At 62.1% G+C, this 21,347-nt stretch carries 17 protein-coding genes and 1 pseudogene; 9 read left to right on the top strand and 9 right to left on the bottom strand.

Annotated elements, in window-relative coordinates:
* Position 1: 1 nt before the first annotated feature.
* The 8 genes from PLD_RS07800 to edd form a co-directional block, all read right to left on the bottom strand.
* Complete coding sequence (locus tag PLD_RS07800) at positions 2-847, bottom strand: carbohydrate ABC transporter permease (RefSeq protein WP_159891431.1); 846 nt, start codon at positions 845-847, stop codon at positions 2-4.
* Positions 840-1,748, bottom strand: coding sequence for a carbohydrate ABC transporter permease (locus PLD_RS07795; protein WP_159891429.1), 909 nt, complete (start codon positions 1,746-1,748; stop codon positions 840-842). Before PLD_RS07795 ends, PLD_RS07800 begins: the two co-directional genes overlap by 8 nt.
* Positions 1,749-1,871: 123 nt before the next feature.
* Complete coding sequence (locus PLD_RS07790; protein WP_159891427.1) at positions 1,872-3,164, bottom strand: ABC transporter substrate-binding protein; 1,293 nt, start codon at positions 3,162-3,164, stop codon at positions 1,872-1,874.
* 116 nt (positions 3,165-3,280) lie between these two features.
* A complete protein-coding gene (locus tag PLD_RS07785) occupies positions 3,281-4,540 on the bottom strand; it encodes an AGE family epimerase/isomerase (RefSeq protein ID WP_159891425.1) in 1,260 nt (419 codons plus the stop codon).
* 215 nt (positions 4,541-4,755) lie between these two features.
* A complete protein-coding gene (locus tag PLD_RS07780) occupies positions 4,756-6,225 on the bottom strand; it encodes an ATP-binding protein (protein WP_159891423.1) in 1,470 nt (489 codons plus the stop codon).
* On the bottom strand, positions 6,215-6,946 hold the full coding sequence (locus PLD_RS07775; RefSeq protein WP_159891421.1) for a response regulator: 732 nt from the start codon (positions 6,944-6,946) through the stop codon (positions 6,215-6,217). Before PLD_RS07775 ends, PLD_RS07780 begins: the two co-directional genes overlap by 11 nt.
* Positions 6,947-7,030: 84 nt before the next feature.
* Positions 7,031-7,987 (bottom strand): glucokinase, encoded by a 957-nt coding sequence (locus tag PLD_RS07770; RefSeq protein ID WP_159891419.1) that lies wholly within the window; start codon positions 7,985-7,987, stop codon positions 7,031-7,033.
* Positions 7,984-9,810 carry a phosphogluconate dehydratase gene (gene edd / locus PLD_RS07765; protein WP_159891417.1) on the bottom strand — a complete coding sequence of 609 codons (1,827 nt, stop codon included), beginning with the start codon at positions 9,808-9,810 and terminating at the stop codon, positions 7,984-7,986. The genes PLD_RS07770 and edd overlap by 4 nt, the downstream gene beginning before the upstream one ends.
* Positions 9,811-10,033: 223 nt before the next feature.
* Here edd and gap point away from each other — a divergent pair, with 223 nt between their 5' ends.
* The 9 genes and pseudogenes from gap (at position 10,034) to PLD_RS31045 (ending at position 19,463) form a co-directional block, all read left to right on the top strand.
* Complete coding sequence (gene gap / locus PLD_RS07760; protein WP_159891415.1) at positions 10,034-11,038, top strand: type I glyceraldehyde-3-phosphate dehydrogenase; 1,005 nt, start codon at positions 10,034-10,036, stop codon at positions 11,036-11,038.
* 15 nt (positions 11,039-11,053) lie between these two features.
* Entirely contained in the window at positions 11,054-11,518 is a 465-nt protein-coding gene (locus PLD_RS07755; RefSeq protein WP_159891413.1) for a methylglyoxal synthase, read from the top strand.
* A 73-nt stretch (positions 11,519-11,591) separates the two neighbouring features.
* On the top strand, positions 11,592-12,110 hold the full coding sequence (locus tag PLD_RS07750) for an RNA polymerase sigma factor (protein ID WP_159891411.1): 519 nt from the start codon (positions 11,592-11,594) through the stop codon (positions 12,108-12,110).
* Between the two features lie 113 nt (positions 12,111-12,223).
* Positions 12,224-13,195 carry a FecR domain-containing protein gene (locus PLD_RS07745; protein ID WP_159891409.1) on the top strand — a complete coding sequence of 324 codons (972 nt, stop codon included), beginning with the start codon at positions 12,224-12,226 and terminating at the stop codon, positions 13,193-13,195.
* Between the two features lie 120 nt (positions 13,196-13,315).
* Positions 13,316-15,901: a TonB-dependent receptor gene (locus PLD_RS07740; protein ID WP_159891407.1), complete on the top strand. Its 2,586-nt coding sequence runs from the start codon at positions 13,316-13,318 to the stop codon at positions 15,899-15,901.
* 112 nt (positions 15,902-16,013) lie between these two features.
* Positions 16,014-16,622 carry a biliverdin-producing heme oxygenase gene (locus PLD_RS07735; RefSeq protein ID WP_159891405.1) on the top strand — a complete coding sequence of 203 codons (609 nt, stop codon included), beginning with the start codon at positions 16,014-16,016 and terminating at the stop codon, positions 16,620-16,622.
* Between the two features lie 111 nt (positions 16,623-16,733).
* A complete protein-coding gene (locus PLD_RS07730) occupies positions 16,734-17,150 on the top strand; it encodes a YbaN family protein (protein ID WP_159891403.1) in 417 nt (138 codons plus the stop codon).
* Positions 17,151-17,318: 168 nt separating this feature from the next.
* Positions 17,319-18,557 (top strand): annotated as a pseudogene (locus PLD_RS31050) (chemotaxis protein); the annotation flags it as partial.
* 150 nt (positions 18,558-18,707) lie between these two features.
* Positions 18,708-19,463: a methyl-accepting chemotaxis protein gene (locus PLD_RS31045; RefSeq protein WP_371929003.1), complete on the top strand. Its 756-nt coding sequence runs from the start codon at positions 18,708-18,710 to the stop codon at positions 19,461-19,463.
* 58 nt (positions 19,464-19,521) lie between these two features.
* On the opposite strand, the gene arcD is transcribed toward PLD_RS31045, so the two are convergent.
* Positions 19,522-20,949, bottom strand: a complete 1,428-nt coding sequence (gene arcD, locus PLD_RS07720) for an arginine-ornithine antiporter (RefSeq protein ID WP_159891399.1) — start codon at positions 20,947-20,949, stop codon at positions 19,522-19,524.
* Between the last annotated feature and the right edge of the window lie 398 nt (positions 20,950-21,347).

Raw genomic sequence — 21,347 nt, 5'->3', positions numbered from 1 at the left:
TTTACCCCTTGACCGCGCCGGACGTCAGCCCGCGCAGGAAATACTTACCGGCGAAGATGTAGACCAGCAGTGTCGGCAGCCCGGCGATCATCGCCGCCGCCATATCAACGTTGTATTCCTTGGCCCCGGTGCTGGTATTGACCAGGTTGTTCAGGGCCACGGTGATCGGTTGCGCGTCGCCACTGGCGAACACCACGCCGAACAGGAAATCGTTCCAGATCTGGGTGAACTGCCAGATCAGGCAGACCATGATGATCGGCACCGACATCGGCAGCAGGATCTTGCCGAAGATGGTGAAGAACCCGGCGCCGTCCAGGCGCGCGGCCTTGACCAGGGCATCCGGCACGCTCACGTAGTAGTTGCGGAAAAACAGCGTGGTGAAGGCCAGGCCGTAGACCACGTGCACCAGCACCAGGCCGGTGGTGGTGTTGGCCAGGCCGAACTTGCCGAGGGTGAACGAGGCCGGCAGCAGCACGGTCTGGAACGGCAGGAAGCAACCGAACAGCAACAGCCCGAAGAACAGCTGGGAGCCGCGAAAACGCCACATCGACAGCACGTAGCCGTTCATGGCACCGATGAAGGTGGAGATCAGCACCGCTGGAACGGTGATCTTCACCGAGTTCCAGAAATAGCCGCCCACGCTGTCCCAGGCCTTGATCCAGCCGATGCCGTCCACCACCTGAGGCCAGCTCAGCAGGTTGCCGGTGCGGATGTCTTCCGGGGTCTTGAAACTGGTGAGCAGCATCACCACCAGGGGAATCAGGTACACCGCCGCCGCCAGTAACAAGGTGGCGTAAATGGCGATGCGGCTGAAATTCAGGGTCGGCTTGGCCAGGGAGTCAGTCATGGCGCTTGCCTCGCAGTTCGGAGTACAGGTACGGCACCAGAATGGTCAACACGGCGCCCAGCATCAGCATCGCGCTGGCCGAACCGATGCCCATCTGGCCCCGACTGAAGGTGAAGGAATACATGAACATCGCCGGCAGGTCGGAGGAGTAGCCCGGGCCGCCCGCGGTCATCGCCGCCACCAGGTCGAAGCTTTTGATGGCGATGTGGGCGAGGATCATGAAGGCGCTGAAGAACACCGGGCGCAGGCTCGGCAGCACGATTTTCAGGTAGATGGTCGGCAGACTCGCACCATCCACCTGGGCGGCACGGATGATCGACTGGTCAACACCCCGCAGACCGGCGAGGAACATCGCCATGACAAAACCCGAGGCCTGCCACACCGCAGCGATCACCAGGCAGTAGATCACTCGGTCCTGGTCCACCAGCCAGTCCAGGCGAAAGCCTTCCCAGCCCCAGTCCCGCAGCATTTTGTCCAGGCCCAGACCAGGATTGAGCAGCCATTTCCAAGCGGTGCCAGTGACGATCATCGACAGCGCCATGGGGTACAGGTACACGGTGCGGATGAAACCTTCCTTACGAATGCGCTGATCCAGCAGCACCGCAAGAAACACCCCCAACACCAGGCTGATGCCGATGAACATGCCGCCAAACACCGCGAGGTTCTTGCTCGCCACCCACCAGCGGTCGTTGTCCATCAGCCGCAGGTACTGCTGCAGGCCGACCCACTTGTAGCTCGGCATGAAGCTGGAATTGGTAAAGGACAGAATGAACGTCCAGATGATGTAGCCGTAGAACCCCACCAGCACGATGACCATGCTTGGCGCCAGCACCAGCTTGGGCAGCCAGCGCTGCAATACATCCAGGGGTGAGGCTTTGCTGAAAACCGCCACAGAGCTCATCGCAATAACCCAGTTGTTGAAGTGAATCCGGGCTGCACGTCGCCGCTGCATGGACGTAAGCCCATGCAGGGCGGCAAAACAGTCACAGGTGAGCCGCCGGCGTACCGGCGGCGGGGTCAAGGATTACTGCGCGGCTTTGACCGCCGAGGCCAGTTGCGCACTGGCCTTGACCGGGTCCGCATCCTTGTCGTTCATGAAGTTGGTCACCACGTCGAAGATCGCGCCCTGGACGGCCAGAGTGGTCGCCATGTTGTGCGCCATGCTCGGCTGCAGGCCGCCGGTTTTCGCGTCCGTCAAAAAGTCTTTGGCCGACGCCTGAGCGCAAGAGTCGAAACCTTCGGCGCTCATGTCATTGAGCATGTCGGTGCGCACCGGGATAGAGCCCTTGTTGATGCTGAAGACCTTCTGGAAGTCCTTGCCCAGGGCGACCTTGGCCAGGTCCTGCTGAGCGGCGATATCCCCCTTGCGATCCGCCTTGAGCTTGAACACCGCCAGAGAGTCGATGTTGTAGGTGAAGGCCTTGTCGGTACCCGGGAACGGCACGCACTGGTAGTCCTTGCCGGCGATTTTCTTCGCCGCGGTCCACTCGCTCTTGGCCCAGTCGCCCATCATCTGCATGCCGGCCTTGCCGCCGATCACGTCGGCGGCGGCAATGTTCCAGTCACGCCCGGCGCGGTTGGGGTCCATGTAGCCAGTGATTTTCTTCAGCTCGGTAAACACCTTGACCATCTCCGGGCCAGAGAGGGTTTTCTGGTCGAGGTCCACCAAGGCTTGCTTGTAACCGTCGGCGCCCATGACCGACAGCACCACATCTTCAAACACGGTGCTGTCCTGCCACGGCTGACCGCCGTGGGCCAGGGCAATGAACCCTGCAGCCTTGAGTTTGTCACCGGCGGCATAGAACTCGTCGAGGGTGGTCGGGGCCTTGTCGATCCCGGCCTTCTTGAACACTTGCGGGTTGATCCACAGCCAGTTGACCCGGTGGATGTTCACCGGCACGGCCACGTAGTCACCTTCGTACTTGACGGTGTCGGCCACCTTGGGCGAGAGCAGGCCGTCCCAGTTTTCCGCCTTGGCCACCTCTTTGAGGGTGTCGGTACTGAGCAGGCCGGTGCTGCCCCACTCCTGGATGTCCGGGCCCTTGATCTGCGCCACACCCGGTGGGTTGCCGGCCACGGCGCGGCTTTTCAGCACGGTCATCGCGGTGGAACCGCCACCGCCAGCCACAGCCCCGTCCTTCCAGGTGAAACCGTCTTTTTCCACTTGCGCCTTGAGCACATCGACGGCAGCTTTTTCACCGCCCGAGGTCCACCAGTGGACGACTTCCACGGAACCTTTGGAGTCAGCGGCGAGGGCACTCAGGGGAAACAGAGAGGCAAGGGAAATGACAGTGGCGAGGCGAGAAATCGCATTCATTTGAAGTACCTTTCTTGTTGTTATGCATGCAAGTCTGGTGCTTGCGCTGCACACGAGTCTAAACAGACTAGTCGAACGTTCGGGTAACGAAGCGACGGTGAAATGTCACGACATGGTTACACAAGGCCCGGAACAGACGCTTGGGCCAGAGCCGAAGCCATGCTCGGCGCCAGCGGCAGACGCGGAATCAGCACCGCCTGCCAGGCGTGATAGAGGTCCGGCTTGCCACCCCAGATCTCGGCGGCCGGGCGATTGTCGCGGCCCAGTTCGTGATGCCAACTGCCCTGCTGGCGATCAATGAAATGCGCTTCGCAGAACGCCCAGAAACGCCGGTACCAGACTTCGTACTGCTGCTGGCCGGTGCGCTTGAGCAAGGCGCAGGCGGCGGCGCTGGCCTCGGCATGGGTCCAGTGCAGGCGCTGGCACACCACTGGCCGGTTGTCCCAGTCCAGGGTGTAGACGATGCCCGGGGCGCCATCCACGTCCCAGCCGTGGCGGCAGTTGCTCGCGAACAGGTGTTGCGCATCCAGCACCAGCCAGCCCGGGGTCAGCATCCCGGCCAGGCCGCGCGACGCCTCCAAATGCAACAGCAGGCGCGCCCATTCGAAACCGTGACCCGGCGTGGTGCCGAAGGGGCGGAAACCATCGGCGGGAAAGGCCCGGTTGTAGTCGCGCAGAGGCTGCCAGCCGCCGTCGAAATGCTCGATCACCATGAAGTCGTTGGCGGCGGCGTGCTGATGGATCACCCGCTCGACGATGCGCAGGGCGCGGTTGAGCCAGCGCGGGTCCCGGGTGACATCGGCCAGGGCCAGAAAGGCCTCGGTGGCGTGCATGTTGCTGTTGGCGCCGCGATAGGCTTCCGCCTCGCTCCAGTCGCGGCTGAAGGACTCGAGCATGGCGCCCTCCTCCTCGCTCCAGAAATGCCCATCGATGATCCGCATCGCCTCCTCAAGCAGGGCCTGGGCACCCGGCCGCTGCGCCACCAGTGCGGAACTGGCGGCCAGGGCGACAAAGGCGTGCAGGTAGGCAGCCTTGGTGCTGTTGCCATCGGCCTGACCGGCCACGGCAAACCAGCCGCCGTGCTCGGCATCGCGCAACGGCCCCATGAGCGCGGCGATGCCGTGGTCCACCAGCCCGGCAAAACCCGGCAGGCCCTGGATGTGCGCCATGGCAAAGCTGTGGGTCATGCGCGCGGTGTTCATGGTTTCGGCCTGGGCGCCTTCTGGCAGGCGGCCCTGGGCATCGAGGTTGCCGAAGCCTTCGGCGAGCCGCGATGCCTTGGCGAAATCCAGCAGGCGCAGGCCCTCGGTGGCGAGCCAAGCCTGATGCGCAGGTGCATTCAGCCAACTGCACAGTGGCAGGGAAAGAGTGTCCATGGGTGACCTGTTGTTTTTATCGAAGGCTTGAGTCTAATCAAGCCACCTGCAACCGCAGGTAACAAAGGCCCCGCGAAATGTCACTGCCTGGTGACATTGCACTGTGCTGTAGCCAGCTTGCCGGCGAAGTGCCCCTTGAGTCTGCATGCCCCCTGAAGGCGTCTTGGCCGGCAAGCCGGCGCCAACACAAGTCAGCGCCTGCACAGACTTGCCGCTCAGTCGAAGGTCCGGGGCAGGTACAGGGTCACGCGCAAGCCGCCTTCGCGCAGGTTCTGCAAGCTGACTTCGCCGCCATGGCTGTGGGCGATGTTGCGGGCGATGCCCAAGCCCAGGCCATAACCCTGCTGTTGGCCCGCCAGACGTACATGCGGCTCGAACACCTGCTCCAGACGCTGCTCCGGTACGCCGGGGCCCTCGTCGTCCACATGCAAGACAAAGCCACTGTCATCGTCTTCGATGTGCAGGTGAGCGTTCTGCCCGTACTTCAGGGCGTTGTCGATCAGGTTGCCCATGCAGCGCTTGAGCGCCAGGGGCTTGCCCGGGTAACTGGCCAGGGCCCGGCCTTGTTGGGTCACCCGGCCATTGCCGTGGGGCGCCAGGTAAGGTTCTACCAGGCAATCGAGCACCTGATTGAGGTCCACCGGCTCGATGTTTTCATGGATGTCGGTGTCCTTGACGCACTGCAACGCACCTTTGACCAGCAGTTCCAGCTCGTCCAGATCGCGACCGAACTTGGTTTGCAGTTGCTCATCCTCCAGCAGCTCGACTCGCAGGCGCAGGCGGGTGATGGGGGTACGCAAGTCATGGGAGATGGCGCTGAACAACTGGCTGCGCTCGGTCAGGTAACGGCTGATGCGTTCGCGCATGCTGTTGAAGGCTCGCCCGACTTCCACCACCTCGCTGCCGCCCCCCTCCGCCACCGGCTCGACGTCGGCGCCCAGGGACATGTCCCGCGCGGCACGCGCCAGGCGCTTGAGCGGCCGGCTCTGCCAATGCACCAGCAGGCCAATGAACAGCAGCAGAAAACCGCTGGTGAGCAGGATGAACCACACCTGCTGCGCCGGCAGCCCCTGTTCTTCGAGGCTGGTATAGGGCTCGGGCAGCAGCGAGGCGATGTACAGCCATTCCCCCGGGGCCATCTGGATCTGGGTCACCAGCACTGGCGGGTTCACCGGCTCCAGGGTCAGGGCGTAATGGGCCCAGGAGCGAGGCAGTTCATCAAGCTTGAGGCCACCATTGAAGATCCGCAGGTCGTCGGGACTGACAAAGGTCACCGAGATATCCGCGTCGTTGCCCAAGGACCGTCGCAGCACTTGCTCCACCGCCTGCAGCACCGCCTCTTTACGCGGGGTATTGGGCAGCACCTGCATGCCTAGGGGTTTGTCGTTCAGGGTCACGACAAAACGGGTGCCGCCCATGCTGCGCAACTGGTCGAGCACCAGGGGCCGGTAGGCCACCGGCAACGAACGCAGGTAGCTGACGCTGGCGGTCATCGAATGGGCCAGGCTGCGGGCGCTGGTCACCAGGCCTTCGAGCTGGGTGGCGCGCAACTGCGAAACCCAGATCACGCTGGACAGCGCCTGGGCGAACAGCACCGCGAGCAAGGTCAACAGCAGCATGCGGCCCAGCAGGGAACGGGGCACCGGCACCCGTCGCAGCAAACCGCGCAATGCCTCAGAGAGCATTGCCGGCAACCACATTGGCTGCCAACTGGTAGCCGCTGCCGCGCACGGTACGGATCAGCCGCGGTGGCTTTTCCGTGTCCCGCAGGCGCTGGCGCAGGCGACTCACCGCCATGTCGACGATGCGATCCAGGGGCATCAGCTCACGCCCGCGGGTGGCGTTGCCGATGGTGTCGCGGTCGAGGATTTCCTGGGGGTGGTCGAGGAACAGCTTGAGCAGGGCGAAATCGGCGCCGGAGAGAATCACTTCCTCGCCGTCGTTATGGAACAGCCGGTGGCTGATGACATCCAGGCGCCACTCGTCGAAGCACAGTACCTCCCCAATGACTCGCTCCTGGGCAAACTGCACGCGCCGCAACAAGGCCTTGATCCGCGCCTGCAACTCCCGGGGACTGAAGGGCTTGCCCAGGTAGTCGTCGGCCCCCAGCTCCAGGCCGATGACCCGGTCAGCCTCATCGGAACTGGCCGTGAGCATGATGATCGGCACCTGGCTGCGCCGTGGATGCTGGCGTATCCAGCGGCACAGGCTGAAACCGTCTTCGTCGGGCAGCATCACGTCGAGGATCACCAGATCGCTGGGCGCCTCGCTCAGGGCCTGACGAAAATCGGCGCCGTCAGCGGTGCTGCGCACCTGGAAACCGCAGCGGCTGAGATAGGTTTCCAGCAGCTCACGAATTTCCTGATCATCGTCAACCAACAAAATCGACTTACTGACTGAACTCACCGAGGCCGTCCTTATGGCTGGGGAAGGAACGTGATTATGCCTGATGGGCCGTCGGCAGCGCGGTTCCGTTACCCGCGAAGTCGTTTAAGACCGTGCCTGCTCCAGGGCCACCCCTGCCCCCGTCAGCCCGGAATAAGGCGCGGTCACCAGCCACACCGGTATGCCCTTGAAGTAATCGCTCATGCAGCCTTTATCGACAAAGCACTTGGCAAAGCCGCTTTGCACGAAGAAATCGGCAAACCGTGGAATCACCCCGCCGACGATGTACACCCCGCCGCGAGCACCGGTAGTCAGCACGTTATTGCCCGCCACCCGGCCCAACCAGCAACTGAACTGCTCCAGCACTTCCCGGGCAATCGGATCGCCCGCCAGCCCGGCCGCGGTAATCGCTTCCGGGGTGTCAAGGCGCGGCTCATGGCCGTCCACCGCGCAGATCGCCCGGTACACCCGTGGCAACCCGCTACCACTGAGGGCGGTTTCGGCGCTGACATGACCGATTTCATCGTAAATGTGCTGCCAGAGCTGGGTTTCCCGGGGGCTACTCAACGGCAGGTCGACATGCCCGCCCTCCCCCGGCAAGGCCATGTAACGGCCATCCGCAAAACTCAGCAGCGTGCCCACGCCCAAGCCCGTGCCTGGGCCAATCACCACTGCCGGGCGCAAGGGCTCGGCGACACCTTCGCAGACCACGCGAAACTCATCAGGCTGCAGACGGGTCATGCCCAACGCCATGGCCGAAAAGTCGTTGACCAGCAGCAGTTGGTCCACCTGCAAGGCCCGACAGAAGGCCTGACGACTCAGGCGCCAGTGGTTGTTGGTAAAGCGAAATTCGTCGCCGCTGACCGGCCCGGCCACCGACAGACAGACCGAGCCAATGGAGCCCAACGCCAGGCCCTGGTCCCCCAGGTACGCCTTGATGGCGTCTTCCGGGCAGCGATAGTCCGCTGTTGCATGAACCTGGATCGCCTCCAGTTGCTGGTTCTTCCACAGCGCGAAACGCGCGTTGGTGCCACCGATATCACCGACCAGGGCCAGTTTCACTTGAGCGTCTCCAGAGCAGAGGTAAAGGCGCTGGCGCCCTGCTCTGCCGAGCTGAAGGCCATGCGCATGAAGGCGAAGAGTTCGCGGCCGGTGCCGACGTTGTTGCCCAGCAGCCCCTTGGCCGGTTCCCGGGCGGCGAATTCGGCGGCGTCGACCTTGAGCTCCAGAGTGCCCTTGACCCCGTCCACGCGAATGATATCGCCGTCCAGCACCCGAGCCAGGGCACCGCCGACCTGGGCTTCGGGACTGACATGAATCGCCGCCGGAATTTTGCCCGAGGCACCGGACATGCGTCCATCGGTGACCAGTGCCACCTTGAAGCCACGGTCCTGCAGCACCCCGAGGAACGGGGTCATCTTGTGCAGTTCGGGCATGCCGTTGGAGCGCGGCCCCTGGAAACGCATCACCGCGACAAAGTCTTTCTCCAGCAGGCCGGCCTTGAACGCATCGGCCAGGTCCTGCTGGTCCTGGAACACCACCGCCGGGGCCTCGACGATCTGATGTTCGGGCGCCACGGCGGAGACTTTCATCACCCCACGGCCGAGATTGCCTTCCATGACCCGCAAGCCGCCTTCCGCAGAGAAGGCCCGGGCCACCGGCCGCAGGATGTTTTCGTCGAGGCTCTCGATCGGGCCGTCGCGCCACACCAGCTTGCCGTTGTCGAGGAACGGTTCCTGGGTATAGCGGCTCAGGCCGCGGCCAGCCACGGTGTTGACGTCTTCATGCAGCAGGCCGGCTTCCAACAGCTCGCGGATCAGGAACGACATGCCCCCCGCGGCCTGGAAGTGGTTGATGTCGGCTTTGCCGTTGGGATAGACGTGGGACAGGGTCGGCACCACCTCGGACAGGTCGGCCATGTCTTGCCAGGTCAGCTGGATGCCCGCCGCTTGAGCAATGGCCGGCATATGCAGCGTGTGGTTGGTGGAACCGCCGGTGGCGTGCAGGGCAACAATGGAGTTGACCAGGGAACGCTCGTCAACGATCTCGCCGATGGGCATGAAATTGCCGCTTTGCTTGGTCAGGCGAGTGACCTGCTGCGCCGCCTCATGGGTCAGGGCGTCACGCAACGGCGTGTTGGGGTTGACGAAGGAGGCGCCTGGAAGGTGCAGGCCCATGACTTCCATCAGCAGTTGGTTGGTGTTGGCGGTGCCGTAAAAGGTACAAGTGCCGGGGCTGTGGTAGGACTTCATTTCCGATTCCAGCAGTTCCTCGCGGCTGGCCTTGCCCTCGGCGTAGCGCTGGCGCACGTCGGCCTTCTGCTTGTTGGAAATCCCCGAAACCATCGGCCCACCCGGCACAAAGAGGGTTGGTAAATGACCGAAGCGCAACGCCCCCATCATCAACCCCGGCACGATCTTGTCGCAGATGCCCAGCATCAATGCCGCATCGAACATGTTGTGGGACAGCGCCACCGCCGTCGACAGCGCGATCACCTCGCGGCTAGGCAGGCTCAGCTCCATACCCGCCTCGCCCTGGGTCACGCCATCGCACATGGCCGGGGTGCCGCCAGCGAATTGGCCCACAGAGCCGATTTCGCGCAAGGCGCGCTTGATCTGCTCGGGGAATACCTCGTAAGGCTGGTGCGCGGACAACATGTCGTTATATGACGAAACAATTGCCACGTTGGCCGAATTCATCATCCGCAGGCTGTGTTTGTCTTCGGCGCCGCAACCGGCCACGCCGTGGGCGAAGTTCGCACACTGCAGCTTGCCGCGCTGCGGGCCGTCGCTGGCGGCATCGTGGATCAAAGCGAGATAGGCCTGGCGAGTGGCGCGACTGCGGGCAATAAGCCGTTCGGTGACCTCAAGAACGCGGGGATGCATGTGTAGAACTCCAGGCTAACGGATGTGGCGACCTGTTTGTCTATGCTGATCAGAAGCCCCCTCGCTCAAGCAGAACGGAGGAAATTTCTGACCATTTGGACCAGTTGATTCAGGTCACTCGTTGTAGATAAAACAAAATATTGCCACTAAAAAGGCTTGTTTTCTATTTCTATGCGAATAATCTTGTAATTCCAACAACAAATTCAACGACAGGCGTTTTCACATGACTCTTCGAATCGCAATCAATGGTTTTGGCCGTATTGGCCGCAACGTCCTGCGCGCACTCTATACCCAAGGCTATCGTCAGGACCTGCAGATCGTCGCCATCAACGATCTGGGTGACAGCGCGATCAATGCCCACCTGCTCAAATACGACACCGTTCACGGCACCTTCGACGCCGAGGTCCAGCACGATCAAGAGAGCCTGACCGTCAATGGCGACCGGATTGCTGTCAGCGCCATCCGCAACCCGGCCGAACTGCCCTGGGCCGAAGAGAAGATCGACGTGGTGTTCGAATGCACCGGTCTGTTCACCGACCGCGCCAAGGCCGCCGCCCATCTTACTGCCGGCGCCCGCAAAGTGATCATCTCGGCCCCGGCCAAAGGCGCCGACGCCACCGTGGTCTATGGGGTCAACCACGACATTCTGCGCCAGTCGCACCAGATCATTTCCAACGCCTCGTGCACCACCAACTGCCTGGCCCCGGTGGCCCAGGTACTGCACCGCGAACTGGGCATCGACAACGGCCTGATGACCACCATCCACGCCTACACCAACGACCAGAACCTCACCGACGTCTATCACAGCGACCCCTACCGCGCCCGCTCGGCCACCCAGAACATGATCCCGAGCAAGACCGGCGCCGCCGAGGCGGTGGGCCTGGTGCTGCCGGAGCTGGCGGGCAAGTTGACCGGCATGGCCGTACGGGTGCCGGTGATCAACGTCTCCCTGGTGGACCTGACCGTGACCCTCAAGCGCGACACCACCGCCGAAGAGGTCAACGCCCTGCTCAAGAGTGCCAGCCAGCATTCGAAGATCCTCGGCTACAACACCCTGCCGCTGGTCTCCAGCGACTTCAACCACAACCCGCTGTCGTCGATCTTCGACGCCAACCACACCAAGGTCAGCGGGGGTCGCTTGCTCAAGGTCCTGGCCTGGTACGACAACGAGTGGGGCTTCTCCAACCGCATGCTGGATAACTGCCTGGCCCTGTGCAACGCGGAATAAAACGGATAGTCGTCGATGATCGGTATCAGTTTTACCCAAAAGACCATGGCGGCGCGCAAGCGTATCGCCCTGGTCGCCCATGACCATTGCAAGGCCTTTCTGCTGGACTGGGCCGAGCGGCAACGGACGCGCCTCGCCGACCATGAACTGGTGGCTACCGGCACCACCGGATTGCTGCTGAACAAACGCCTGGGGCTGCCGATCGAGAGCATGATCAGCGGCCCCTTGGGTGGCGATCAGCAACTGGGCGCGCAGATCGCCGAGCAGCGGGTCGACCTGCTGGTGTTTTTCTGGGACCCCTTCGAGCCCCAGCCCCATGACCCGGACATCAAGGCCCTGCTGCGCGTGGCCGCGGTGTGGAACATTCCGGTGGCCTGCAACGAGTGCACCGCCGACTACCTGCTCAGCAGCCCACTGATGAACCAGGCCCATGAACACCGGATTCCCGACTATCCAGCCTATCTGGACGGCCGGGGATAATTCACACAAGGCTTGACCATTGACGTAGATGACAATCATTATCATCCGCTGAAAAAATGGATCAGGCCTCGCTGTGAGTCAATCGCATTTCAACCACGTCTTCCTTACTCAACGAATCTCTCTGTTGCGCACGCTGGAGCGGATGGTCAACAACCACAGCACCGCCGAAGACCTGCTACAGGAAACCTATCTGCGAGTGACCCGGGCCCTCAGCGAACGGCCAATCACTCACCTTGAACCCTTTGTGTTCCAGACCGCGCGCAACCTGGCGCTCGATCACTTGCGGGCGCGACGCATCCAGGACCGCACGCTGCTCGAAGACGTGCCGCCGCAGGTACTGGAAAACGTCGCCGCCCCTCTTAGCAGCGCCGAAGATGCAGCCCACGCCGAGCAACTGCTGGAACGCCTGAACCTAAGCCTGGGCCAGCTCAGCCCACGCCAACAGCGAATCTTCATCCTCAGCCGCCTGCACGGTCACAGTTATCAGGAGATCGCCGACCAGATCGGGGTATCGCTGAGCACAGTACAAAAGGAATTGAAACTGATCATGGCCATCTGCATTGGCGTCGCCGATCGTCTCGACAGCCAGTGAGTCTCAACGACAGAGCACCATGACTGCGTCAGCCCCGGGGCTTTGCTAACCTTGGCCGGCTTTCGCTCTCTCTTGAAAAAACAGCTGTGCACAGTCACAGCCGAGGAACACCCGTGACGGATTCTCACAGCACCGAGCCGCCCACTGCTGCCGGCCCGCACTCAAGCACCCTTGCCATGGATCAGGCGCTGGATTGGCTGATCGAGCTGGAACGTCCAACCCCTGAGCAACTGCGCCAGTTCCAACAGTGGCTGGAGGCCTCACCGCTCAATGCCCAAGCGTTCGAAAAGGCCCAGGCGCTATGGAACGCCCCGCAAGTGGCGCAATGCGCCCGCACACTGGCCGCGCGCCCAGCAAAAGTATCGTCGCTGGCTCGTCTGCGTCCCCACTGGAAGCCTCTGGCCACCGCTGCGGTGCTGGTACTCGGACTGTTCAGCTTCAGCAGCCTGCCCCTGCGCCTGCAAGCCGATCACCTGACACTGGTGGGGGAGCGCCAGCGCCTGCAACTGGAGGACGGTTCAAAGGTGCTGCTCAACACCAATTCGGCGTTTTCCAGCGACATCAACGGTCAGCAGCGTGTTGCCCGGCTGTACCAGGGCGAAGCTTTCTTCGAAATTCCGGCCAATCGCGGCCTGCCCCTGGAACTGGACGCCGGCCCGGTGCGAGCCAGTGTGCGCGACACCACCTTTGCCGTGCGTTACCTGGACGGCATCGCTCAGGTCCAGGTGCAGCGCGGCGACATCGACCTGCAAGCGACCCACGCCGACCAGCGTCTCCGCCTGAGCGCTGGTGAAAGTGTGCGCGTCGGTCCTCAGGGATTTGATCGCCCGGCCAAGCTCGATGCCGGTAAGGATCTGGCCTGGGTCGACGGCCGCCTGGTGTTCGAAAACTGCCCATTGAGCCAGGTACTGGCGGAACTGCGGCGCTATTACCCGGGCTGGATCGTCAACAACAATCCGCAACTGGCGAACGTCGCCGTGACCGGCAACTACCGCCTGGATCAGCCCCTGAATGTCGTGCGTTCCCTGGCCCACATCACCTCGGCGCGGTTATCGGAGTTCCCTGCGCTGGTGATTCTCAACTGAGAATAATTATTTTTACGCGATTGTGACGGGTAGTACGTCTCGTTATAGCCAATGCAACTGATTCGTATTTTTGAATACGTTTCTGCACCTATAAGATTCGTGCGACCCGGAGCGCTTTCGATGTCCCCTCGCCTCAACAGCCGATCCTCAGTTCCCTGTGCCCGCCTGCAACACTGCACCTTGTCATTGCTGACCGCCGCGATCCTGCTGGCCGGTAGCCATGCCGCGCCGCTGATGGCCGCCGATGCGCCAACGCCGTCCACCCAGCGCATGGGCCACTACCACTTCGCCATTGCCCAGCAACCGCTGGTCTCGGCGCTCAACGCCTTTACCGCGGTCACCGGCTGGCAAGTGGGCCTGCCTGCGGAACTGGGGGCAGGCGTTGCTTCGCCAGGCGTGCAGGGCTCGATGCCTGCGGACAAAGCCCTGGATCGATTGCTCAGCGGCACCCAACTCAGCTATCGCTCACTGGACAGCCACAACATCGTCCTGGAGAAACGCAGCGGCGCCAATGTACTGAACCTGCAGCAAGTGACCATCAGCGCCACCCGCCAGGAGCAGGACATCAGCAGCGTCCCCAGCACCGTGACAGTCCACGACCGCCAGGAGCTGGACCGCAACAACGTCAACAACATCAAAGACCTGGTGCGTTACGAACCGGGCGTCTCCGTAGCCGGCGCCGGCCAACGGGCCGGTATCAGTGGCTACAACATCCGGGGCATCGACGGTGACCGGGTGCTGACCCAGATCGATGGGGTACAGGTGCCTGACAGCTTCTTCAACGGCCCCTACGCGCAGACCAACCGCAACTATGTCGACCCGGAAATCATCAAGCGCGTGGAGATCCTCCGTGGTCCGGCATCAGTGCTCTATGGCAGCAACGCCATCGGCGGCGCGGTGAGTTACTACACCCTGGACCCGGACGACATCATCAAGCCTGGCAAAGACGTCGGCGCGCGCCTGAAGACCGGCTACAGCTCGGCCGACGACAGTTGGCTGACCTCCGGCACCGTGGCCGGTCGCCTGAACGACCTCGACGGTTTGCTGCACCTGAGCCAGCGCAATGGCCACGAAACACAATCCTATGGCGAAACCGGCGGCACGGGCTTGAGCCGCACCCAGGCCAACCCCGAAGACGTACGGACCACCAACGTGCTGGCCAAACTGGGCTGGCACTATGCCGACGACGCGCGCTTGGGACTGACCTACGAGCGCTACAAAGACGACCGCGACACCCATCAACTGAGCGCGGTGGGCGGCCCCTTCATTTCCGGTCGTGGCTTCGGTTTCTACAAGGCTCGCTCGGGCAATGACACCGTGACCCGCGAGCGCTTCGGCCTGGAACACAGCTTCGGCTTGGACAGCGCCCTGGCCGACCACATCAAATGGACCTTGAACTACCAGATCGCCAAAACCGACCAGAGCACCCAAGAGATCTACGCCCCCTCGCGCACGGTCATGCGCACTCGCGAAACCACCTACAAGGACCGCCAATGGGTGTTCGATGCCCAGGCCGACAAGTCCTTCGCCATCGCTGCTACCGACCACCTCGTCACCTACGGCACCACCCTCAAGCAAGATCAGGTCACTGGCCTGCGTACCGGCAGCGGCACCTGCCTGAGCGTCGCCGGCTCCTGCCGCGCCATCGGCGCCGCCAGCGCCGCTGACACCCTGACCCCGGCCAGCGACTTTCCGGACCCGACCATCAACACCTACAGCCTGTTTGCCCAGGACCAGATCGGTTGGAACAACTGGACCTTCCTGCCCGGCGTGCGCTACGACTACACCCAACTCAAGCCGCACATCACCGACGAATTCCGCGTCACCGCCGACCAGAGCGGTAACGGCGTGATGAACGACAAGACCAAGACCTGGCACCGCCTGTCACCCAAGTTCGGCACCACCTACCGCTTCAACGACCACTACACCTGGTACGGCCAATACGCCGAGGGCTTTCGCACCCCGACCGCCAAGGCCCTGTATGGGCGCTTCGAAAACCTGGCGGGCGGCTATCAGGTCGCGCCTAATCCCGACCTGCAGCCGGAAAAGAGCAAGAGCTATGAAACCGGCCTGCGTGGCCAGTTCGACGCCGGTAGCTTCGATGTGGCGCTGTTCTACAACAAATACCGCGATTTCATTGACGAGAACGCCATCACGCCCGGCTATAACCAGACCACCTTCCAGAGCAACAACATCCAGCACGCCACCATCAAGGGCCTGGAACTCAAGGGCCGGCTGAACCTGGACCGCTTCGGTGCGCCCAACGGGCTCTACACCCAGAGCTCGGTGTCCTACCTGCATGGACGCAACGATGACAACGGCCAACCACTCAACAGCGTCAACCCACTGACCGGCGTGTTCGGCCTGGGTTACGACCAGGACAACTACGGCGCCCTGCTGAGCTGGACCCTGGTGAAGAAGAAGGACCGTGTCGACAGCACCAGCTTCAACACACCGGACGGCAGCAGCAGCCCGTTCAAGACCCCGGGGTTCGGCGTGCTCGACCTGGCGGGGTTCTACAAGGTGACCGACGACGTGACCATCAATGCCGGCCTCTACAACCTGACCAACAAGAAGTACTGGCAGTGGGACGACGTGCGCGGCTATGACAGCGTCGGCGAAGCCTCGGTGACGCAACCGGCCAACCTCGACCGCCTGACCCAACCGGGCCGCAACTTCTCGGTCAACCTGGTCTGGGATATCTGACGCCGCAGCGCCTCACTGCTCTTTTTGATCCAGGGCAGTGAGGATTTTTTACTGTCTCGCGTCTTCTTGTTCGTCTAGTCAATAAGTGACTCTCATTCTCAAGGACATCTGCATGACCTCCCAGGATTTCTCCCAGCGTCATCACCTGCGCTCCCAGCGTCTGAACCAGATCACCCACGAGCCGCACACCAAGCTCGATGCTCTGGTCAAGGCCCATGCGCCGTTTGAAACCCAAGGCAGCTTCGCCCGCTTCGTGGTGGCCCAGTACCTGTTTCAGTCGGAACTGGTGGAGCTGTACAACAATGCAGAGCTGAACCAGATCGTCCCCGACCTGGCCGAGCGCTGCCGCGCCGAAGCGGCCAAGGCCGACCTGGCGGATCTGGACACCGACGTCCCGGCACCGGTAGCCGGCGCCGTGCGCAACCCGAGCAAGGCCGAAGCCCTGGGCTGGATCTTCGTTTCCGAAGGCTCCAAGCTCGGCGCTGCGTTCCTGATCAAGCGCGCTGTGGGCCTGGGCCTGAGCGACACCTTCGGTGCCCGTCACTTGGGCGAGCCGGCCGGTGGCCGCGCCGAAGGCTGGAAGACCTTCACCCGCATCCTCGACGGCCTGGCGTTCACTGCCGAAGAAGAAGCCGCGGCGGAAAAAGGCGCCCTGGACGCCTTCAATCGCTTCACCGTGCTGTTGGAACAGGCCTATTCCAGCGCCGCACAACCGGCCTGACCTCGTCGTTGTCGGCAAGGCGGCCTGCTCCGCCTTGCCGGCTGCGGTATTTTGTCGGCCAGTCCACGCCCCGGATTGAGCCGCAAGGCGCGTTACCTCATCATCGAAGCCATGACTCGCAATCGCCCCTCCTCGTCGAAAATTTCCCGCCTGCTGTTCGGCGTGCTGGCCTATGTCAGCCTCGCCATCGGTCTGATCGCCATCGTCGTGCCGGGCCTGCCGACCACAGAATTCATCCTGCTGGCTGCCTGGGCGGCCACCAAGAGTTCGCCGCGACTCAGTGCCTGGATGGAGAACCATCGCCTGTTCGGGCCGATCCTGAGCAACTGGCGCAACGGCCGGATCATCAGCCGCAAGGCCAAGATCAGCGCCACTGTCAGCATGCTGCTGTGCGCCGGGCTGATGCTGAGCCTGCTTAATCATCATTGGACGATGTACGCTGCCATCGCCGGCATGGCCTTGGGCAACCTGTGGATCTGGTCGCGCCCCGAAACACTGCCGCAGCCCTCCTGCCCTCCCTCGCTGTAAAGCCGGCGTGGCGGTGGGGCGCTCTTCTCCCTTCAGGCCTACCGTTCGTCGGCAATTGCTCACGCATCGGCTGACCAAGCCGATGTTCCGGGCATAGCGCTAAATGGATTTGGCGACTGGAGTCACCCAACTCCGCGCTTCCCATCCGTTATTAGCGAGATCGCCTCTATGCTCGACTCTCTCTCCATCCGCTTGAAAATCGTGTTGTTGTCCGGGCTGTGCCTGCTGGGAGTAGTGGCACTGATCGTCGGCATGAACCTCTACCAGAGCCGGCAGAACAACCAACTGGTCAACACCTCCAGCACGCAAATGCTGACCGCCGGAGTTGAGGACCTGCTACAGGCCAAGGCCGCCGAGCAAGCCGCGCATATCCAGAAAACCTTCGGCGAGAGCCAACTGGTGATCACCGCCCTGGCGGATCAGGTCCGAGACCTGCGAGAGATGGCCAACAAACGCGGTCTGGACGCCGCAGCCTTGCGCGAAGAACTCAACCACAGCCTGAAAACCGCCTTCGAGCGCAACCCCAAGGTGCTCGGCATCTGGCTGGCCTATGAGCCCAATGCCCTGGACGGCAAGGACAGCGAGTTCGCCAACGACGCCACCCACGCCTCCAACGAACAAGGACGCTTTGCCACCTACTGGAGCCGCGCCGGGGGAAATGCGCTGAACACCGTGATGGCCGAAGAGGACATGACCAAGACCACCCTCAACCTCAGCGGCACGCCCTATAACATCTGGTACACCTGCCCCCGCGACACCGGCCGCACCTGCCTGCTCGACCCTTATGCCGACACCATCGGCGAAGACAAGAAACAGGTGCTGATGACCACCATCTCCCTGCCTCTGCAAGTGAACGGCAAAGCGATCGGGGTGATTGGTGTAGACATCGCCCTGGACTCGCTGCAATCGGCCGCCGTTGCAGCCCAACGCGAGCTGTTCGACGGCGCCGGACACATGATGATCGTGGCCGGCAGCGGCCTGTTGGCGGCGGTGGGCGCCGATGCCAGCCGGATCGGCAAGAACATCAATGAAACCGAGAACGCCAACGGCAAGGCAATCCTCACGGCACTCACTGACCAGCAATCGAGGATCCTGCTACAGGGCGAGTTGATCCGCGCGGTCTATCCGTTCAGCCCGATTGCCGATGCCAAAGCCTGGGGCGTGACCATCGACCTGCCCAAACAAGTACTGCTGGCGGATTCGGTGAAGTTGCAAACCCTGCTGGACCAAGCGCAAACCAGCGGCACCCTGAAGACTTTACTGGTGGCCATTGGCGCTGGCCTGCTGGGCCTGCTGCTGATCTGGCTCAGTGCCTCCGGCGTGACCCGCCCGATCAACAGTGTGGCCGAGATGCTCAAGGCCATTGCCAGCGGCGACGGCGATCTGACCCAGCGCCTGAACTACAGCAAAAAAGATGAATTGGGTGAACTGGTGAGCTGGTTCAACCGTTTCCTCGACAAGCTGCAACCCACCATCGCCCAGATCAAGTACAGCATTGTCGAAGCCCGCGGCACCGCCGACCAGTCTTCGGAAATCGCCCGTCAGACCAGTGAAGGCATGCAGGTGCAGTTCCGCGAAATCGACCAGGTGGCCACGGCCTCCAACGAAATGAGCGCCACCGCGCATGAGGTCGCCAGCAGCGCCTCCAATGCTGCCCAGGCGGCCCGGGGCGCCGATCAATCGGCCAAGGAAGGCATGAGCATCATCGAGCGCAGCACCCGCGACATCAGCCTGCTGGCCGATGAAGTGAGTAAAGCGGTGGGTGAAGTCGAGGCCCTGGCGGTGAGCAGCGAACAGATCGGTTCGGTGCTGGAAGTCATCCGCAGCATCGCCGAGCAGACCAACCTGCTGGCCCTCAACGCCGCCATCGAGGCCGCCCGTGCCGGTGAAAGCGGACGCGGCTTCGCGGTGGTCGCCGACGAAGTGCGCAATCTGGCCAAGCGCACCCAAGACTCGGTGGAGGAAATCCGTGCGGTGATTGAGCGCCTGCAGAGCGGCACCCGCGACGTGGTGCACACCATGCATGCCAGCCAGAGCCAGGCGCAGAGCAACGCCGGACAGATTCATCAGGCGGCCCAAGCCCTGGGCAAGATTAGCGATGCGGTCACGGTGATCAGCGACATGAACCTGCAGATCGCCAGCGCTGCCGAGGAGCAAAGCGCGGTGGCCGAAGAGGTCAACCGCAATGTCTCGGCCATTCGCAGCGTGACCGAAACCTTGACCGAGCAGGCCAGCGAGTCAGCTCAGGTCAGCAGCCAGCTCAACGCCCTGGCCAGCCAGCAGATGAAACTGATGGATCAGTTCCGGGTATAACCCTGGGCCTTTCAACCGGGGCCGCATCGCCGCCCCGGCTCCCCCTGAGGTACAGCACTCACAGCGCCAGAAGGCCGCTGTACAGGCCGTACGCGGCCAGTAACGCGCCGCTGATCACTGCCATGAAAATCAGCTTTTCCAGCGGGGTAAACAGCGGCTCGCCCTGTTCACGTTTGGCCTTGGCAAACAGGATCACGCCTGGGGCATAAAGCAACGCTGACAGCAGCAGGTACTTCAAGCCGCCGGCGTACAACAGCCAGATGGCGTAGCTCAGGGCTACGAGGGCGATAACCAGATCCTTCTTCCGCTCACGCGAGCCTTGCTCGTAAGTCTCTCCCCGACCGCTGAGCAGCACCGCATAGGCCGCCGACCACAGGTAGGGCACCAGGATCATCGACGACGCCAGGTAAATCAGGCTGGTGTAGGTTCCCGCGGAAATCAGCGTGATCAACAAAAACACCTGGATCATCAGGTTGGTCAGCCACAAGGCGTTGACCGGCACATGGTTGGCATTTTCCTTCTTCAAAAACGCCGGCATGGTCCGGTCACGCGCGGTAGCGTATAGGATTTCCGCACACAGCAACGCCCACGACAACAGCGCCCCCAACAGGGAAATCGCCAGGCCAATACTGATCAGCAAGGCCCCCCAGGGACCGACGATATGCTCCAGCACGGCCGCCAGCGAGGGGTTCTGCAGCGTGGCCAGTTCCGGCCGGCTCATGATCCCCAGCGACAGCACGTTCACCAGCACCAACAACGCCAGCACCCCAAGAAAACCAATCACCGTGGCCCGCCCGACATCCGCTCGCTTGTGTGCCCGGGCCGAGTAGACGCTGGCCCCCTCGATGCCGATGAACACAAACACCGTGACCAGCATCATGTTGCGCACCTGATCCATCACCCCACCAAAATCCGGATTGCTGCGGCCCCAGAGGTCACGGGTGAAAATGTCCGCCTTGAACGCCACCGCAGCGATGACGATGAACATCACCAGCGGCACGATCTTCGCCACGGTGGTCAACTGGTTGATCAAGGCAGCCTCCTTGATGCCCCGCAACACCAGAAAGTGCACGGCCCAGAGCAGAATCGAGGCGCAGCCGATGGCCACCGGGGTATTGCCCTGGCCAAACACTGGAAAGAAATAACCCAGGGTGCTGAACAGCAGCACGAAGTAGCCGACGTTGCCCAGCCAGGCACTGATCCAGTAACCCCAGGCCGACGAAAAACCCATGTAGTCGCCAAACCCGGCCTTGGCGTAGGCGTAGACTCCGGAGTCCAGCTCCGGCTTGCGATTGGCCAGGGTCTGGAAAACAAACGCCAGGGTCAGCATGCCCACCGCCGTGATCCCCCAGCCGATGAGTATCGCACCGGCATCGGCCCGAGCCGCCATGTTCTGTGGCAGCGAAAAAATCCCTCCGCCAATCATCGAGCCCACGACCAGAGCGATCAGTGCACCGAGTTGAAGCTTCTGCGCCGGTTGTGACATCGCTACCTCTGCATCAGTGATGCCAATCTGGCAATAAACCTAAACACCTTATAAACAACTTTCACACATGCGCCGAAAACAATAAAAGTCAATTAACCATCCATTCGCACACCCACCACTACTTGCCTCTCAGAACCCCATGAATACCCGACTGTTTTATTAAAAGCATGTACTAAATGCCATCACCAATAAGTGATTGCTCAAACATTGCCGGCAATTTGCACATTCTTCAAAAGGGTCTAGGTTCAAGGATCGCCGAGAATGCCAGCCAGCACTCAAAGAGGATTAGGAAACACCTCTGGAGTGCACCTTTCAGCGCAGCATTCTACCTTCCGAAATAAATCTTAAGTCATTCATTCACAACGAAATGCAGCGATGAACTGATCTAAGTCAGCTAT

Origin of the sequence: Pseudomonas sp. LD120, assembly GCF_009861525.1 — a bacterium.
Lineage (GTDB): Bacteria > Pseudomonadota > Gammaproteobacteria > Pseudomonadales > Pseudomonadaceae > Aquipseudomonas.
This window is presented reverse-complemented; position numbering and strand designations above follow the sequence as displayed.

Coding starts and splice junctions, on each gene's coding strand:
- arcD (WP_159891399.1), bottom strand. CDS start 20,949: ATGTCACAACCGGCGCAGAAGCTTCAACTCGGTGCACTGATCGCTCTG.
- PLD_RS07790 (WP_159891427.1), bottom strand. CDS start 3,164: ATGAATGCGATTTCTCGCCTCGCCACTGTCATTTCCCTTGCCTCTCTG.
- edd (WP_159891417.1), bottom strand. CDS start 9,810: ATGCATCCCCGCGTTCTTGAGGTCACCGAACGGCTTATTGCCCGCAGT.
- PLD_RS07795 (WP_159891429.1), bottom strand. CDS start 1,748: ATGAGCTCTGTGGCGGTTTTCAGCAAAGCCTCACCCCTGGATGTATTG.
- PLD_RS07800 (WP_159891431.1), bottom strand. CDS start 847: ATGACTGACTCCCTGGCCAAGCCGACCCTGAATTTCAGCCGCATCGCC.
- gap (WP_159891415.1), top strand. CDS start 10,034: ATGACTCTTCGAATCGCAATCAATGGTTTTGGCCGTATTGGCCGCAAC.
- PLD_RS07735 (WP_159891405.1), top strand. CDS start 16,014: ATGACCTCCCAGGATTTCTCCCAGCGTCATCACCTGCGCTCCCAGCGT.
- PLD_RS07755 (WP_159891413.1), top strand. CDS start 11,054: ATGATCGGTATCAGTTTTACCCAAAAGACCATGGCGGCGCGCAAGCGT.
- PLD_RS07740 (WP_159891407.1), top strand. CDS start 13,316: ATGTCCCCTCGCCTCAACAGCCGATCCTCAGTTCCCTGTGCCCGCCTG.
- PLD_RS07780 (WP_159891423.1), bottom strand. CDS start 6,225: ATGCTCTCTGAGGCATTGCGCGGTTTGCTGCGACGGGTGCCGGTGCCC.
- PLD_RS07730 (WP_159891403.1), top strand. CDS start 16,734: ATGACTCGCAATCGCCCCTCCTCGTCGAAAATTTCCCGCCTGCTGTTC.
- PLD_RS07785 (WP_159891425.1), bottom strand. CDS start 4,540: ATGGACACTCTTTCCCTGCCACTGTGCAGTTGGCTGAATGCACCTGCG.
- PLD_RS31045 (WP_371929003.1), top strand. CDS start 18,708: ATGCAGGTGCAGTTCCGCGAAATCGACCAGGTGGCCACGGCCTCCAAC.